15 protein-coding genes are annotated in these 16278 nt (G+C 65.8%); 10 read left to right on the forward strand and 5 right to left on the reverse strand.

Annotated elements, in window-relative coordinates; translation table 11 throughout:
• Positions 1 to 362 precede the first annotated feature (362 nt).
• Complete coding sequence (locus tag M1R55_RS05825; RefSeq protein ID WP_249393752.1) at positions 363 to 1619, reverse strand: cytochrome P450; 1257 nt, start codon at positions 1617 to 1619, stop codon at positions 363 to 365.
• A 41-nt stretch (positions 1620 to 1660) separates the two neighbouring features.
• Here M1R55_RS05825 and M1R55_RS05830 point away from each other — a divergent pair, with 41 nt between their 5' ends.
• Together M1R55_RS05830 and ispD are read left to right on the forward strand one after the other, a co-directional pair.
• Entirely contained in the window at positions 1661 to 2215 is a 555-nt protein-coding gene (locus tag M1R55_RS05830; protein ID WP_249393753.1) for a UbiX family flavin prenyltransferase, read from the forward strand.
• The gene (gene ispD, locus M1R55_RS05835; protein ID WP_249393754.1) at positions 2212 to 2889 is read left to right on the forward strand and encodes a 2-C-methyl-D-erythritol 4-phosphate cytidylyltransferase; all 678 of its coding nucleotides are present in this window, start codon (positions 2212 to 2214) and stop codon (positions 2887 to 2889) included. Before M1R55_RS05830 ends, ispD begins: the two co-directional genes overlap by 4 nt.
• A 56-nt stretch (positions 2890 to 2945) precedes the next feature.
• Here the strand turns inward: ispD and M1R55_RS05840 are convergent, their stop codons facing one another.
• From M1R55_RS05840 to M1R55_RS05855, 4 genes are all read right to left on the reverse strand, one after another.
• The gene (locus M1R55_RS05840) at positions 2946 to 4103 is read right to left on the reverse strand and encodes a tetratricopeptide repeat protein (protein WP_249393755.1); all 1158 of its coding nucleotides are present in this window, start codon (positions 4101 to 4103) and stop codon (positions 2946 to 2948) included.
• Positions 4104 to 4544: 441 nt separating this feature from the next.
• Positions 4545 to 5714, reverse strand: a complete 1170-nt coding sequence (locus tag M1R55_RS05845; protein ID WP_249393756.1) for an HD-GYP domain-containing protein — start codon at positions 5712 to 5714, stop codon at positions 4545 to 4547.
• Positions 5715 to 5956: 242 nt separating this feature from the next.
• Positions 5957 to 7480 (reverse strand): uroporphyrinogen-III C-methyltransferase, encoded by a 1524-nt coding sequence (cobA, locus tag M1R55_RS05850; RefSeq protein WP_249393757.1) that lies wholly within the window; start codon positions 7478 to 7480, stop codon positions 5957 to 5959.
• A 76-nt stretch (positions 7481 to 7556) separates the two neighbouring features.
• Positions 7557 to 7760 carry a hypothetical protein gene (locus M1R55_RS05855; RefSeq protein ID WP_249393758.1) on the reverse strand — a complete coding sequence of 68 codons (204 nt, stop codon included), beginning with the start codon at positions 7758 to 7760 and terminating at the stop codon, positions 7557 to 7559.
• Positions 7761 to 7879: 119 nt separating this feature from the next.
• Between M1R55_RS05855 and M1R55_RS05860 the strand changes: the two genes are divergently transcribed.
• The 8 genes from M1R55_RS05860 to bshB1 all read left to right on the forward strand — a co-directional run bounded on the left by M1R55_RS05860 (position 7880) and on the right by bshB1 (position 16239).
• The gene (locus M1R55_RS05860; protein ID WP_249393759.1) at positions 7880 to 9442 is read left to right on the forward strand and encodes an NAD(P)/FAD-dependent oxidoreductase; all 1563 of its coding nucleotides are present in this window, start codon (positions 7880 to 7882) and stop codon (positions 9440 to 9442) included.
• Positions 9439 to 10383, forward strand: coding sequence for a carotenoid biosynthesis protein (locus M1R55_RS05865; protein ID WP_249393760.1), 945 nt, complete (start codon positions 9439 to 9441; stop codon positions 10381 to 10383). Before M1R55_RS05860 ends, M1R55_RS05865 begins: the two co-directional genes overlap by 4 nt.
• Positions 10376 to 11056 (forward strand): lysophospholipid acyltransferase family protein, encoded by a 681-nt coding sequence (locus M1R55_RS05870; RefSeq protein ID WP_371827161.1) that lies wholly within the window; start codon positions 10376 to 10378, stop codon positions 11054 to 11056. Before M1R55_RS05865 ends, M1R55_RS05870 begins: the two co-directional genes overlap by 8 nt.
• Positions 11053 to 12165, forward strand: a complete 1113-nt coding sequence (locus tag M1R55_RS05875; protein ID WP_249393761.1) for a glycosyltransferase family 2 protein — start codon at positions 11053 to 11055, stop codon at positions 12163 to 12165. The genes M1R55_RS05870 and M1R55_RS05875 overlap by 4 nt, the downstream gene beginning before the upstream one ends.
• A 73-nt stretch (positions 12166 to 12238) precedes the next feature.
• Complete coding sequence (locus M1R55_RS05880) at positions 12239 to 13657, forward strand: NAD(P)/FAD-dependent oxidoreductase (RefSeq protein WP_249393762.1); 1419 nt, start codon at positions 12239 to 12241, stop codon at positions 13655 to 13657.
• Positions 13647 to 14822, forward strand: coding sequence for a cytochrome P450 (locus M1R55_RS05885; RefSeq protein ID WP_249393763.1), 1176 nt, complete (start codon positions 13647 to 13649; stop codon positions 14820 to 14822). The genes M1R55_RS05880 and M1R55_RS05885 overlap by 11 nt, the downstream gene beginning before the upstream one ends.
• Before the next feature lie 146 nt (positions 14823 to 14968).
• Complete coding sequence (locus M1R55_RS05890) at positions 14969 to 15514, forward strand: GrpB family protein (protein WP_249393764.1); 546 nt, start codon at positions 14969 to 14971, stop codon at positions 15512 to 15514.
• A complete protein-coding gene (gene bshB1 / locus M1R55_RS05895; RefSeq protein WP_249393765.1) occupies positions 15511 to 16239 on the forward strand; it encodes a bacillithiol biosynthesis deacetylase BshB1 in 729 nt (242 codons plus the stop codon). Before M1R55_RS05890 ends, bshB1 begins: the two co-directional genes overlap by 4 nt.
• The last annotated feature ends 39 nt before the right edge of the window (positions 16240 to 16278 follow it).

The raw sequence follows: 16278 nt of genomic DNA on the forward strand, positions 1-16278 counted from the left end.
TTTTGGCTCTGGGCCGCAAGCTAAGGGCTAGGAACACTAGGTGGCTTGATGACACCTGCCTGGCGGCAAGTCGGGCTTATTGGTTGGCGTTGACCTGAGGGGGCACACCACGACTCACCGCCACCTCAAGTCGTCACCGCCCGAATCCGTATGAGGCTCCAAGGTGCGTGCAACGCGCGAACCAATTTCACTGTCAAGACGACTGGCGATTCCACTTCTGATGAGGAATTCTGCTGAGCGCAGCGCCGCTCCCCTACCCGGTGGAGTACTTGCAGAGCTGCGCAGGAGAGGGAGCTGGGGGTGGGGCAAACTGTGGGACAAGCGCCAAAATCCCACTTCAGCAAACCGCAGAAGCAAAAGCCCTAGAACACTACCCGCAGCCGCTCCAGCCCTTGCAGCGCAAAATTAGGCCGGTGGGAAATGGCCTGTTCCGGCACCATATATTCAGGAAAACGGGTCATCAGACGGGTCAGGAAGGTGGTGGATTCCAGCCGCGCCAGCGTTGCGCCGAGACAGTAATGCGGGCCGCCCGCAAAGGCCAGATGCGTGCGGGCATTGGCCCGGCTCAGGTCTAGCGCATGTGGATCGGCATATACCCGGGGATCGCGGCTGCCACTGGCGTAACTGAGGCTCAGAAAGATTCCGGCGGGCAACTTGACGTCGCCCAGCGTGAGGGGCGCGGTGGCGAGGCGGCCACTGCCGCGCACCGGCGACAGGAAGCGCAACAGTTCCTCGGTGGCGTTGGCGGCGCGGCCCCCAGGATCGGCGGCCAACCACGCCCGCTGCTCCGGGTATTCGGCCAGCGCGTGAAAGCTTCCGGCGATCAGGTTGCTGGTGGTTTCGTGGCCTGCCACCAGCAGCAGCACGGCGTTTGCCAGCAGTTCGGCGCTGCTCAGGCGGCCCCCACCTCCCTCGGCTTCGGCGGCGGCCAGCGCACTCAGCAGGCCCGGTTGCGGCTCGGCCCGCAAGTCGTCGGCCAGCGTCCGGAAATACTCGCGCATCTGTTGGGCATCGGCTTCTATCTGCGCCCAGCGTTCGGGGGGCAAGTTCACGCCGCCCAGCAAGTCGGCCACACTTTCAGACCAGACCCGGAAGCGTTCGGCGTCGGTTCCGGTGAGGCCCAGCATCCTCACGATGACGGTGACGGGCAAGGGGTAGGCGACGGCCTGCACGATATCTACACCACTTTTGTCTACCCCATCCGAATTCCGGCTGGCAGCGGCAGCTTCGGTCAACAGATCGTCGGTCAGGGAGGCAATAAAGTCCCGGCTTTCTTCCAGCACACGCGGTGTAAAAGCCCGCTGGGCCAGCGAACGCAGGCGCGTATGGCTGCCGCCGTCATGGAACAGCATCATGGGACTCATGACCGCGTAACTGGCGGTATGGCTAAAGCCCTCGCCGCCCTCGAATTTGGTGGTACGGACATCGGGATGGCGCAGCGCCGCCGTAATCTCGGCGTGTCCGGTCAGCACGGCCAGCCCGTGTGTGGGCGACAGCAGCACCGGATTCACGGCCCGCATTTTCTCTAAAAACAGGGGGTCTTGCAGGTGTGCGCCCTGCCAGTACGCGCCGATCAGTTCCTCTGCACCGTTCTCTGCACCGTCAGGAGTTGCAGTCATGCCTACAGGCTACCCCCGCGCCCGCCTGCTAGCCTGACCGCATGCGCTTGGTGGTAGGAGTCAGTGGTGGCAGCGGCATTCCGTATGCGGTGGGCGTGTTGCGTGCCCTGAACGAACTGGGCGTCGAAACGCATCTGGTGGTGTCCAGCGGCGCAAAACGGGTCATGAGTGCGGAAGGCGGGCCACAACTGCCTGACCTGACCGCGCTGGCGACCCATGTGCATGAAGACCGCGATCTGGCGGCCAGCGTCGCCAGCGGCAGTTACCGCACCGATGGAATGCTGATCGTGCCGTGCAGCGCGGGAACGCTGGCCAAAGTCGCCCACGGATTTGCCGACAATCTGGTGTCACGGGCCGCCCACGTGACCCTCAAGGAACGCCGCCCGCTGGTGCTGGTGGTGCGCGAAGACCCGTTGCCGCGCCCCATGCTGCAAAATTTGCTGGCCGTCCACGACGCCGGAGCCACCGTGATGACCGCCAGCCCCGGCTTCTATCACGCGCCGGGAAGTGTAGAGGAGTTGCTGCACTTTGTAACGGCCCGCGTGCTGGATCAGTTCCGGCTGGATGTGCCGGGGTTCAAGCGGTGGAAAGAGTGACCGAACAGGAACACAGACCCAAAATAGCCGCCCTGATTCCGGCGGCGGGGTCGGGCACACGGCTGGGGCGGGGGCCGAAGGCGTTTGTAGAAGTCGGCGGCATCAGTTTGCTGGCCCGCAGTGTGGCTTGCTTACACCCGTATGTGGATGAAGTCTTGGTGGCACTGCCCACCGGAATGTCGCTTCCAGACGGCATACAGGCGCGGGCCATCGTGGGCGGCGACACCCGCCAAGCCAGCGTATTGGCCCTCCTGCAAGCCACCGACGCCGATGTGGTGTTGATCCACGACGCCGCCCGCCCCTTCTTGCCCGCCCGCGTAATTCATGGGGTAGCCGCCGCTGCGTGGGACGTGGGAGCCTCCACCGCTGCCCTGCCCGTGGCCGATACATTGGTGCAGGCCAAAGAAGGGAACGACTGGGGAACCCTCATTCCCCGCGAGGGTCTCTGGGCCGTGCAAACGCCACAGGGCTTCCGCCGCGCAGCGCTGCTGGCCGCCCACGAATCTGCGCAACAAGAGGGCCACGCCGCCACCGACGACGCCGGACTGATTGCCCGCTTGGGACAACGTGTGGCCCTGATTCCCGGTGACGCCCGCCTGTTTAAGGTGACAACGCCGGGGGATCTGGCGCTGGCAGAAGCAGTGGCGGCGGTGTGGGACGGGAAAAGGCTGTAGGAAGCGGGGGTAGGTTTGGTGGAGAAAACCGACCAGCATTGCCTGCATCCCCCAACCTACTTCCCTTGCTGTGCCAGCCGCAAAAAGTAGGCGCTGCTCTTGTCGTTCGGGTCAAGCTGCACGGCCTGTGCATAGGCCTCTGCCGCGCCGACAAAGTTGCGGGCTTCGTAGCGGGTGCGGCCCAGCCAGGCCCACGCTTTGGCGTACCTGGGACTGAGGGTGGTGGCCCCCAGAAATCCCGCCTCAGCCGCCGTTTTATCGCCTGCGGTGTAGCGGGCATAGGCCGCGCGGAAAGCCTGCACTGCTTTCAGGCCCACACTCACGCCTTCCTGCGCCACCGAGAGGTTGTAACGGTCCGCGGCGGTGGCATTGGGCAGAGCCGCCGCGCCCGTGTAGGCCGCCAACGCCGCCTGCGCGTCTCCGAGTTCCAGGGCCAGTTTGCCCGACTCGCGCCAGGCTTCGGCAAAGTTGGGGGCGGCGGCGGCGGCCTGCTGAAATCCGGCCAAGGCTTGGGCTTTACGGCCCGCGTCCAGTTCCCCGTAAGCGCGGCTAAAAGCACGTGTGGCCGCGGGGCCATATCGTCCGGCACTCTGCGCCAGCGCCCGGAAATAGTTCAGGGTTTTATCGGCGGGCTGAAGTACCAACGCCCGGTCATAGAGGGTCTGGGCCTGGGCATAATTCCCCGCTTCCAGCGCCGTGCGTGCGGCCCAGGTGGTGCAGGGCACGCTGGCCGGGTCTAGCTTCAGGCAGTTGGCAAAAAAGGCCGCCGCCTGACTGGGCTGATTGCGCGTGTAGGCCGAGTATCCGAGGTTGTACTGCACGGTGGCAGCACTGGCCGTCTCTGCCGCTCCGGCCCCGTTCGGCGCGGCCCGGAAGTACGCTTCCCAGCCCAGTTCGGCCTGACGCCAGAAGCCCACTTCGGTATAGATTTGGGCACGCAGACGCAAATAGTCCGGGTTGTTTGGCGCGGCGGCCACTGCGCGTTCGGCGGCAGCGGCGGCCCGTTTCCAGAGGTCTTGGTCGATGCTGGCGCTGCCCCTGGGATAAGTGGCGCGTGCTTTGGCTACCAGATCGCTGGCTTCTGCCGCAGCCTGGGCCGCCGTTTGAGTCGGTTGGGAAGTGCTGGATTGGGTTGCAGTGGGCGTGGCGGTTTGGGCCTGTGCGCCGCCGAGCAGCAGGGCAGTCAGAATCAGTGTGGTTCGGGTAGGGGTCATGGGTTCTCCTGCGTAACGTTGAGGGGATGAGGATGAAAGTCGGGTCAGCACTGTTTTAGTCAGCATAGGCAGCGCAGATGAGGCCGCCCATGCTTCAGCTTCAGGCGGCCTTGGGGTTGTGGTGGAATTGCGGTCAGGATTGCCGGGCCTTGGGGGTGTTGGTCTTCTCCCACGTTGGACTCCCCCAGGCCCCGCCCCCAACGGGGTCAGGAGAGTTTGTCGCTGCGCTCGGCAGGATTGATCTTGTTGCGCCCAGACTCGGCTGGCTCGTTCATCTGAAGCAGAATCGCCAGTCGTCTTTGAGATGGAATTGGCCCGCGCATTGCACGCACGACGGCCTCACACGTAGAGGGGCGGGGACGATGTGAGGGGGCGGTTGTTGCCCTTCTGCCCTTCCTTAAACCCTCAGACCTGCCCCCTAAACTGTTAGACATTGCCCTGTCAAAGGCCGTCCAGCAGCCCCAAAAACGCCCGCAAGATTTCTGGGTCAAAATGCGTACCCACGCCCTCTTCCAACATGGCTCTGGCCTGAAGCAACGAGAAGGCGGGGCGGTAAGGACGGTCATGCGTCAGGGCATCGTACACGTCTACTACGGCAAAGATTCGGGCCAGCAGTGGAATTTGAGTGCCGCACAGCCGGTCTGGGTAGCCGCTGCCGTCCCAGCGTTCGTGGTGAGAGCGCACGATCGCCAGCGCCCCGGCGGGCAGGGTGGGCAGGCGGCGGGCCAGCGCCTCACCCATGACGGTGTGGGTACAAATCAGGGCACGTTCTTCGGGCGACAGGGGGCCGGGTTTTAGCAGCACGCCGTCTGGCACGCTCAGTTTGCCCAGGTCGTGCAGATACGCGCCCTGGCGCAGGGCATCCTGATTGGCGGCGCTCAGGTTCAGGGCCGCGCCGAGGCGTTCGGCCAACGCCACCGTGCGTTCGGTGTGGCCCTGCGTCTCGAAGTCGCGGGCTTCCAGCGCCATTCCCAGCGCCAGCATCGCGCCTTCGCGGGACTCGGCGGCGCGGCGTTCCTCGTGGGCACGTTCCAGCGCCAGCGTTCCAGCATTGGCAAAAGCGGCCAACAGTGCACGGTCCTGGGGGGTAAAACCCGGCGAGATGCGGCCCAAGGTCAGCACGCCCAACACTTGCCGGTCTTGGGTCAGCAGCGGCGCAAACATCACGTCCTGATCGGGGGCATTGCCCACCCGCACGGCGTAGGAAGGCAAGTCTGATGCGGGAATGTGGAGCACGGCGCGGCCCAAGTACCTGGCCCGCTCGCCAGCCGCGACCGCAGCCGTTTCCGTCGCCAGGCGCTCGGCCTGCTCTATGGCCTGCCAGGACAGTCCCGCGCCGCGCCGCAGCACCCAGCCCAGCGCTGTTGCTCCCGGATCGGTGAATTGTTCTCTGGACACGGTGGTAATGGTCAGGGTATCGGCCTGGGGGTCGAAGCGCAGGAAATAGGCGTAGCGGGCAGCCATCAGTTCCACCACGCCCAGCGTCAACGCTTCCTCTACCTGCGGCGGCGTGCGGGCCACCAACAGGGCCGCGTTCAGCTCCAGCAACGCACTCAGGGCCGCGTGTTCAGCAGCGGCAGACGGCGGCACCTCGTAGGCATCCGCATTCACTGGGGTTCTTCCTGAAGAGAAATTGGACGTCATTGGGAGTGACCTCTGCCTTGAATCCACTCACAGAACTCTTTTGGCTCCACCTGCCCACACGTAAAACCAGGCAGAACAAGCCGCTGCATAAGCCTGAGCTTGGCAGAAATGCTACAGATTGAATGCGAGAAATTTGGTGTACAGCACGGTTTACCCCCCATTGATGAGCAGTTGTCCGGACATGGTGGCCAAACCATTAACCTATCAAATCAGCTTCCGGTCAGAATGGCCTGGACTGCGGCATCGGCCAGAGCTTCCAGCGTGGCTTCGTGCGCTACCGTGACGTGCAGAAATCCGGCAGCACGGGCGGCATCGGCGGTTTGTGGCCCCATCGCCGCCACCCGGAAGTCGGTGCCCGCTACCTCTGCCAGAAACCGCGCCGCACTGCCCGAGGCCAGCGTGACCACATCGGCCCGGAGTAAGGCTTGCTGCGCTCTGGGCGTCAGCGGGGCGGGTTCGGTGCGGTACAGCTCGGCCCGCGTGTAGCTCAGGCCGCGTGCTTCCAGGGCGTGCTGCAGGTCGGCTTCGGCCAGGTGCGAGGTCAGATGCAGGGCGGTTTCTCCGGCTTGGGTCGGCAATTCTGCGCCCAGATGACGCGCCCCCGGCGTACTGGGCACGAAATCGGCCCGGATGCCCCGCAAGACCAACGCCCGCGCCGTGCTGGGGCCAACCGCCGCCACGCGCACGCCCGCCAGATGCCGTCCGTCCAGCCCCAACTGCTCCAGGTGTTCAAACAAGGCCGACACCGCCTGATTGCTGGTCAGCAGCAGCCACGACACGCCCGACAGGTCGCGCAGTTGGGCGTGCAGACCTCCTTCATCGGCAGTGTCGGCAAAACGGATCAGCGGCACTTCCAGCACGCTGGCCCCGCGTGCCCGCAATACACCGCTCAGGGCACTGGCCCCTTCCCGCGTGCGCGTGACCACCACTTGCCGCCCGGCCAGTGGGCGCTCTGAATGTTCAGTTTCGGCAGGCGGCGTGAACCAGTTCAGGCTGTCCCGCAGGCGCACCACCTCACCCACCACGGTCACGGCAGGGGCTTCCAGTCCAGCGGCCTTCACCTCGGCGGCAATGGTCGCCAGCGTGCCCACCGCCACTCGCTGCCGGGACGTGGTTCCCCACTGCACGGTGGCAGCGGGCGTTTCGGGGGGGCGGCCCGCAGCGATCAGGTCAGCAGCAATCTGATCCAGATTCCGCACACCCATCAGCAGCACCAGCGTATCGGCCCCCGACAGGGTGGCGTAGTGTGCCCCGCCTTCCTGGGTATTGCCCGTCAGCACGGCAAAACTGCGGGCCACTTCTCGGTGCGTGACCGGAATGCCCGCGTAGGCCGGGGCCGCGATAGAGCTGCTGATGCCCGGCACGATCTCGAAGGGCACGCCCGCCCGTGCACAGGCTTCGGCTTCCTCGCCGCCGCGCCCAAACACGAACACGTCGCCGCCCTTCAGCCGCGCCACCCGTTGCCCGCCGTTTGCCTGCGCCTGCGCCACGATCAGGGCATTGATCTGCTCCTGACTGATGTACTCCGAAAAGCCCTTTTTACCCACGTAGATGGTGTGGGCGTGCGGTGCGTAGTTCAGCAACTCCGGGTTGGCGAGGTAGTCGAACAGCACCACATCGGCGTCCTGCAACGCCTGCATGCCCCGGATGGTCAGCAGCCCCGGATCGCCCGGCCCGGCCCCGATCAGGGACACGAAGGCGCGGGCGGAAGCAGCGGGAGCGGGAGCAGTCATATCCCTACAGGCTAAAGGAGTGGGGGCGGGACAAATGCGGGGTGGGGCGGGCCTGCTCTATCTCCACTTATTCCGCTTACTTCTTCTGCGCTTCCTTCGCCTTCTGCCAGCCATACGCCCGCACGGCGTCTACCGCGAACCACACGGCCAGAATCAGGCCAATCGCGCCCGTGACCCAGCTTTCAGCACGCAGGGCAAAGAAGGCTGCTATCGCGCAAGCGAGCGCCAGCAGCACACTGAACAGCAACACAAGGTGGGGCGGCACGCGGCGTCCGAACATGGGGACAGCGTACCGCGCCAACTGTCACGGTGCTCTGTCTGGCTAGGGCAGCAGCCCTCTGGTGGCTGAGAGATTCCTGACCGTTCGGCCCCGCCCGCCGTGCCAAACTGACGCGAAAGATGCCTGACTTTGACGTAATCGTGATGGGAGCCGGACACAATGCGCTGGTGACGGCGGCGTATGCGGCCAAAGCGGGCCTGCGCGTGGGCGTGTTCGAGCGGCGGCATATCGTGGGCGGGGCCGTGAGTACCGAAGAACTGGTGCCCGGCTACCAGTTCGACTACGGCGGCAGCGCCCACATCCTGATTCGCATGACGCCCGTGGTGCGCGAGCTGGAGCTGACCCGCCACGGGCTGCATTACCTCGAAGTTGACCCGATGTTTCACGCCTCGGATGGAGAAACGCCGTGGTTTATTCACCGCGACCCCGAACGCACGGCGCGGGAACTGGAGAATCTGTTTCCGGGACAGGGCGAGGCCTACAGCCACTTTTTAGAGGAATGGACGCCCTTTGCCCGCTCCGTGGCCGACCTGTTCAACTCTGCGCCGGGGCCGCTGGACATGGGCAAGATGATGGTCAGCAGCGGCAAGGGGCGCGACTGGCAGGCGCAGCTCTCGCGGATTCTGCGGCCCTACGGCGATGTGGCCGCCGAATACTTCACGGAGGAGCGGGTGCGTGCGCCGCTGGTGTGGATGGCCGCCCAGAGTGGCCCGCCGCCGACTGACCCCCTCAGTGCGCCCTTTTTACTGTGGCACCCGCTGTATCACGAGGGCGGCGTAGCCCGGCCCAAAGGCGGCAGCGGTGGCCTGACCAAAGCGCTGCGACGGGCCATCGAAGCCGAGGGCGGTCAGGTGTTCGTGAACGCTCCCGTGAAGCGGATCGTGGTGAAGGGCGGCAAAGCGCAGGGCATTGAGCTGGAAAACGGCGATATGTACACGGCCAACGCGGTGGTGTCGGGCGCGCACATTCTGACCACCGCCGCCGCCCTGCCCGACGAACACGTTCCCGCAGCGGCGCGGCAGGTGCGCGTGGGCAACGGCTTCGGCATGGTGCTGCGCCTCGCCCTCAGCGAGAAGGTGAAATACCGCAACCACACCGAACCCGACAGCCGCGTGGGGCTGGGCCTGCTCATCAAAAACCAGCAGCAACTGATGAAGGGCTACGGCGAATATCTGGCCGGAGAACCCACCACCGATCCGCCGCTGATCGCCATGAGTTTTAGCGCTGTGGACGACAGTTTAGCCCCTCCGGGCGGCGAGGCGTTGTGGCTGTGGGCGCAGTATTACCCCTACCAACTGTCCAGCGGTAGCTGGGAAACGCGCACCGCCGAGGCCCGCGAGAACATTCTGAACGCCTTCGAGCATTACGCGCCCGGCACCCGCGACACCATCGTGGGCGAGCTGGTGCAGACCCCGCAGTGGCTGGAAACCAACCTGGGCCTGCACCGGGGCAACGTGATGCATCTGGAAATGAGCTTTGACCAGATGTTCTCGTTCAGGCCGTGGATGCAGGCCAGCCAGTACCGCTGGCCGGGCGTGAAGGGGCTGTATCTGACCGGAGCCAGCACCCATCCGGGCGGCGGCATTATGGGCGCGTCGGGGCGCAATGCCGCCCGCATCGTGGTCAAGGATCTGACGCAGCGCAAATGGCAGAACCTGGGAGCGAGGTTGTCCTCAAAATGACCCCGCTGCTTCGGCGCGGACTGCTTGCTTTTGCCGCACTGGGCGTGGCTTTTGCCGGGGCGCTGGCAGTCATGGCCGGATACGTGGGCGGCTGGGCGGGCATTGCACTGGGCGTGCCACTGGCGGGCGTGCTGGCATTGGCAGGCGATCAGTTGGGGCCAACGTTTGGGCCGACATTGCGAACCCGTGCCGCTGAACTGGCCGCTCAAACTCGCCCGTGGATGGCCTTCCTCGCCCTCTACGTGCTGCTGAAAGTGCCGGTTCCACTGTGGCCCGAAGGCTTTTCTTTGTTGGGCCTGCTGAGTACCGGGGCGCTGTTTATTTCGGCGTTGCTGTACGTGCAGGAGAAGGAAAACGCGGCCAAAGCAGTGGCAATGGCAGCGCTGGCCTTCGCGGTGGGCCTCGGCGTGGAGGTGCTGGGCAGCCGCACCGGGGTTCCGTTCGGGGTGTATTCCTACGCCACTGCGCCTGCGCCCACGCTGCTGACGGTGCCGCTGATCGTGCCGCTGGGCTGGTTCGCTTTTACGCTGGCGGGAACGTTGCTGGCTGGAGGCCGTCCCTGGCTGGCGGGGGTGCTGCTGGCCCTCTGGGACGTGGGACTTGAGCCGCTGATGACCGCGCAGCGTTACTGGCTCTGGAACGATCCCGCGCCCGTGTGGGCCGGAGCGCCCATTCAGAATTTCATCGGCTGGTGGGCAGTGGGTACGGGGATCGCCTGGGGATTTACGCGCATCGCCCCTGCACTGTTCCGCCGGCAGGAACACAAATCCACGTTTGGCCTCGCCTACCCCATCGAAACCTTCTTTTTGCCGGGTGGCCTGGTGCTGGTGGGCAGGTATCTGGAGGCCGGCGTGACGTTGCTGGCGATGCTGCTGGGGTTGGGTTTGGCCCGTTTACTGCGGCAAGAGGGCAGGCAGGCGGCGGGCGGGCAGCGTGCCTGAGCGGGAAACCCATGCTTGGGCGACGTGGATGGTCAGGCACAGTATTAGGCGCAGCGTGCAGGGCCAGTTGGCGGGGGTGTGGGTGCGCGGCACTCTTCCTGCTTTTGGCCCCACAGGCGGTGCGGTGCTGGCTCCCAACCATCATTCTTGGTGGGACGGGTATGTCGTGCTTGAAGTGGCGGCGTGGGCTGGGGCAGACTTCCGGGTACTCATGACAGCGCATCAATTGGGCCGGTTTCCTTTTCTGCGGCGGGCGGGGGCGTTGGCCGCCGGGCAAGTGCGGGAGGCCGCCCGCTTTGCCCGCGCCGGAAGCTGGATGGTGGTGTTCCCCGAAGGCGCGGTTCGGCCCGCTGGCCCGCTGCAAGACGTCCGGGCAGGCGCGGCGTGGGTGGCCCGCACCGCCCGCGTGCCGCTGGTTCCAGTGGCCCTGCGCGTGCTGATGCGCGGCGGCCAGCAGCCCGAAGCCTACCTGCGCTTCGGCTCGCCTGTTTCCGAAGCGTTGTTGCCCCAAGCGATGATGCGGGAATTGGCCCTGCTGGACGCCGAACTGGCCGACGCTGACCCCGAACAACCCTTGGCCGGATACCTGCGCGTGTGTGGGCGGCGCGTGACCCCGGACGATCCGGTGAGCCTGCCTGCGCGGATGCTGACGCTGATCACAGGTGACCGATGAAGGCTGCCCATTCAAAGCGGGACTGGGCGCGGGTTTATCGTTCGGTAGCCCTGGGATTCATCGTGAGCAAACTGGTGGTGATGGCGGTCAATGCCGTGACCTTTCCGCGCCTGCGGCCCCGATCCCTGCCTGCGGGCGGCCCCCGCGTCTCTATTCTGATTCCGGCACGCAACGAGGCCCACAACCTGCCGCGCACGCTGCCCGGTGTGGTGGCGCAGGGCGCACACGAAGTCCTGATTCTGGATGACCACAGCACCGACGGCACGGGCGAACTGGCGTGCCGACTGGGGGCGCGGGTCATTCGGGGCGAGGATTTGCCGGAAGGCTGGTTCGGCAAACCCTGGGCCTGCGACCAACTGGCCCGCGCTGCCACGGGCGACATCCTGATTTTTACCGACGCCGACGTGACCTGGGGGCCGGGGGCGCTGGGCGCGGTGGTGCATCAACTGGAAGCCAGCGGGGCCGACCTGCTCAGTGCCCTGCCCAAGCAGGACAACCAGACGCCCGGCGAGCGCCTGCTGACGCCGTTGGTGGATCTGGTGGTGCTGTCGTATCTGCCCTACCCGGTGCTGAGCCTGCCTTTTCCGGCTGCGAGTGCGGCCAACGGGCAACTGATGGCCTTCCGGCGAGATACCTTCGAGCGGGCGGGCGGCTACCGTCTGGTCAAAAACGAGGTGCTGGAAGATACCCTGCTGGCCTCCCGCCTCAAGGCGCAGGGGGGGAGGCTCGCTATGGCGCTGGGCGGCGACTGCATCGGCGTGCGGATGTATTCCTCGTACCCGGAATCGGTGCGCGGCTTCGGTAAGAATTCGCTGCCGCTGCACCTCAACTCCCGCGCCCTGATGACGGTGGCCCTCGCCGGACATCTGGCGGTGTACACGCTGCCCTGGCTGCTGCCATCAAGTTCATCTGGATTGGCCGCTCTGCGCCTGCTCCGGTTCGCGGGCCTGCTGGAACGCCCGCTGACCAACCTGCTCACAGGCCGACGCAAGCCTGCAGATTTGGCCGAAGGCTTGCTGGGGCCAGTGACGCCGCTGTTGGCCGTGCCCGTGTATCTTCGCGCTATGCGGCGGCGGGTGACTTGGAAGGGACGGGCGTACAGGCAATGAGGTACACCTTTCATCGTAATCGGAAGGCAACAACACTTCCCTCTCCCCCCCACGATCCGCGTTCCAGGCGGCCATGACGCCCAAACACGTCATCGTCATCGGTTCCGGCTTCTCGGGCCTGGCCGCTGCCCTGCGCCTGGCGGGTGCGGGCGTGCGCGTGACCGTGCTGGACAGCCTAGACCGTCCCGGTGGCAAGGCGGCACTGGGCTATCGGGAGTTTTCCAGCGGGCCAACGGTGGTCACCATGCCGCACTTGTTCCGGGCACTGCACGAGCGCGTGGAGTTGCCCCTGCCGGGGCTGACTGCAGCGCGGCCCACCACCACCTACCACTACGACAGCGGTACGGTAAAGGGCCGTACCTTTGCCCCCGAAGCCGTCCGCGTGGCGGGCCTGGACTCCACGTTGGAGCAACTGAGCAAGCGCGAGGCACACAGCTACAAGCGTCTGCTGAAAGCGTCCCGGCAGATGTACGAGGACGCCGCGCCCACCTTCATTTTTGGGCCGCCACCGGGCAAACTGGCGCTGGGCCGCTACGCCCTGACCCGTGGAGCGCGGGCCGCACCCTGGGCGAAACTGGCGCAGTACGTGAGGAGTGGGCCGCTGCTAACGCCGTTCTGGTTGCGCTTTGCCACTTACCTTGGGGCCGACCCGTACCGCGCTCCTGCTGTGCTGCACAACATCGCCTGGGTAGAACTGGGTTACGGCGTCTGGCATCTGGAAGGTGGGCTGGGCCAGTTGGCCGAGACGTTACGCGACAAAGCAGAGGCGCTGGGCGTGCAGTTCGAGTACGGCACCACCGTCACTCACCTGATCAAGCACGGCGGGCGGGTGCTGGGCGCACATACCAACCGGGGCGCGGTGGCTGCCGACGGCTGGATCAGCGCCGCAGACCGCGCACTGACGCGGCAATGGCTGGGGCTGGGGGCCGAAACCACCGCACGCGGCGTCAGCGGATTTGCCCTGCAACTGCGCCTGAAGGCCCACGCGGGCCAGTCTCACCACGTCTTTTTTCCGGAACGCTACGCCCGCGAGTGGGCCGACATCCGCGCTGGACGGCTGCCCACCGACCCCACGTTGTACCTTCACACCGATGGCAGGCAGGCCTTCTTGCTGGTGAATGCCCCACCGCGCCCAGAGATTGCCACCGACCCACACGGCTACGGCGCGTTCCTGCTGCAACAGCTTGGGCCGCGTTTTCCGGCCCACCTGCCCCCGCTGGAGGTGGACGAATGGCTGCCCCTCTCCCCTGCCGATTACGCCCGGACTGCCGTGGGCGGCGCACTGTATGGCCGCGCCCCACACGGGCTGACGGGCAGCCTGCGCCCCGGCTGGACATTGCCGCAGGCCCGCAACTTGCGGCAGGTGGGCGGCACGGTGCATCCCGGCGGCGGTGTGCCTTTATCTGTCCTGAGCGGCTGGAACGGTGCGGGCGACCTGCTGGGCCTGCCTTACGACGACCTTGGTGGAAAGGCGGCGCTGGATGAGGACTGACCTCTCGGCGTTGCCCGAACCGCCCACCCGCCCCGGCAACGGTCACCTGCAAGACTGGGCGCTGCACCCGCTGGCCCTGATCGAAGACGGCGCGACAAGGAGCGCAGCGGGCGGCCTATTCCGGTTGCGGCTGGGCATCCCGGCGGTGGTGGGGTTCAGTCCAGCGTGGAACCGGGCGCTCCTGACCGATCTGCACACCTTTCGCAGCGCCGGAAGCTTCTCCAAAGTGGTGCCCTATCTGGCAGGCGGCGTGATCCTTACCGACGCGCCCGCCCACGCCCCCCGGCGCGGCATGGTAAATCCGGGCTTCGGCAAACGCCACATGGAAACCTTGCGCGAACGGGTGCGGTCCGTCCTGCCCGCGATCCCCAGCGGAGAATGGGACGCGCTGGCCTGGGCCGATGCCGCCGCGCTGAACATGCTCAACGCGGCGTACTTCAGCGGCGAGTTCGATTCCCAGTTGTTGCACGCGTTTCTGGCCCCGCTGCGCCACCCTTTTCCTATTCCGGCCCTGCCGCGCCCGCTGCTGTTTGCGCGTGTAGATGCGGAACTGCGGCGGCTGGCCCACAAGCGCCTGACCACTGGCGGTGGCGATGATCTGTTGGCGTTGCTGGCCCCCCTTCCCGGCGGGCTGGAAGAAACGCGGGTCAGCCTCGCGGCGGGCCACGACACCACCACGCACGCGCTGGCCTGGGCGGTGTGGCACCTGGCGTACAGCCCCGAATGGCACACACCCGCCGACCACCCCGCCGTCCTCAAAGAAGTCCTGCGCCTGTATCCCCCCGGCTGGATGGGCAGCCGCCGCCTGTCGCGCGATCTGCGCTGGACAACCTCGGACGGTCAGAGCGTGCGCCTGCCACGCGGCACGCTGGCGCTGTACAGCCCCTACCTGAGTGGCCGGGACGTGGCACTCTGGCCCCATGCAGGCGAATTCCGGCCCCAGCGGTGGCAGGCCGCGCCGCCCGCGTGGGCATATCTGCCCTTTGGCGGCGGCGAGCGCATCTGTCTGGGCATGCATCTGGCGCACCTGATGATCCTGGAAGCCTTGGCGACCCTGCCCGCGCTGGAACCTGTGCGCGGCAAAGCTACCCCCCGCCCCGGTGTGACTTTGGGGCCAGCAGGCCCGCTGGTGGTACGGGAGCGGCTGAAGCATCGGTCTGCATAATTTGACTTACCCTGCATACCGCGCTATATTTCCCCCTATCAGCGTCCTTCGGGGCGCTCTCTTTATTGATGGTGAGCGTGACGAAGTGAGCGAAGCGATTGCTTTTCTGAGACCCTCGACCCTTAGACCACCCCTACACTGCCCCCATGACACTCGGACTCAAGCGCGGAACTGTTGCTCTGCAGCCCTCATCAGCCGAGTATCCCGCGCTGTTTGAAGAAGAACGGGCCAGAGTCCGGCAGGCGCTTGGTGCGTTGGCTTTAGACATTCAGCATGTGGGCAGCACCAGCATTCCTGGCCTGGCAGGCAAACCCATTCTCGACCTCGCGGTGGGCATCCAGAACACAGCGCAGATGGACGCCTGCATTTCGCCCCTACAAGCCATCGGCTACACGTCTTTTGATGACCGGGAAGGCTGGGGCGAATACTTTTTTGCCAAGGGTGACGACGAGGCCCGCACGCATTACATCCATCTGCTGCCCATCAGTCACCCGAAATGGGCAGAATATCTACTGTTTCGGGATGTGTTGCGGCGGCAGCCCGACCTGCGCGACAAATACAATCAGATCAAAGCGGCGCTGGCTGAGGCACACGGAAACAACCGCAGACAGTACACAGCCCAAAAGGGAATTTTCGTGCAGCGCGTGTTGGCAGAGTTTGGCCCCACTGCGCCTGCTAGCCTGCGCCCATGACCCCTTCCACCTCTCCTTTTGAAACCGTGTACGGCGCGGTGCAGCCCCTCGATTGGCTGTGCCTCGCCCCTCACCCCGACGACGCCGAAATTGGCGCGGGCGGCACGCTGATTCGGTTGGCGCGGGCCGGGCAGGCGGTGGGCGTGCTGGAACTGTCGCGGGGCGAGAGCGGCACGCAGGGCACACCGCAGGAGCGGGCGGCAGAGTGCGTGGCTGCCGCCGAAATCATGGGGCTGGCCTGGCGTGGGCAACTGGGCCTGCCTGACGGCGGATTGGCCGATACCCCCGCCGGAGCGCAGGCGTTGGCCGCCACCTTGCGGGCAGTGCGGCCCCGCGTGCTGGTGGTGCCGCACCACGCTGACCGCCACCCCGACCACTTCGGCACCTATTCGCTTGCCAAACGCGCCGTGCATCTGGCTGCGCTGAAAAAAGCCAATGTAGCGGGCGACCCCCACCGCGTGTCCCGTGTGCTGCTGTATCAGGGCAACGCCGATATTCGGGCCAATCTGCTGGTCGACGTGGGCGCTGTGATCGCCGACTGGGAAGCCGCCATCCGCGCCCACACCAGCCAATTCAGCGGGGCGTACATCTCGGAAACGGTGACGCCCGAAATCATCGAGCGCCGCAAAGGACGCCTGACCTACTGGGGAACCCTGCTGCGGGTGCGCTACGCTGAGGCCTTCGAGACGGAGGAGCCGCTGTTGGTCGACCCGGAGAGGCTATAGCTGGAGGGTGTGGGGAAGCAGGCTTAAAGACACACTCCT

It is taken from the genome of Deinococcus sp. QL22 (assembly GCF_023370075.1).
Taxonomy (GTDB): domain Bacteria; phylum Deinococcota; class Deinococci; order Deinococcales; family Deinococcaceae; genus Deinococcus.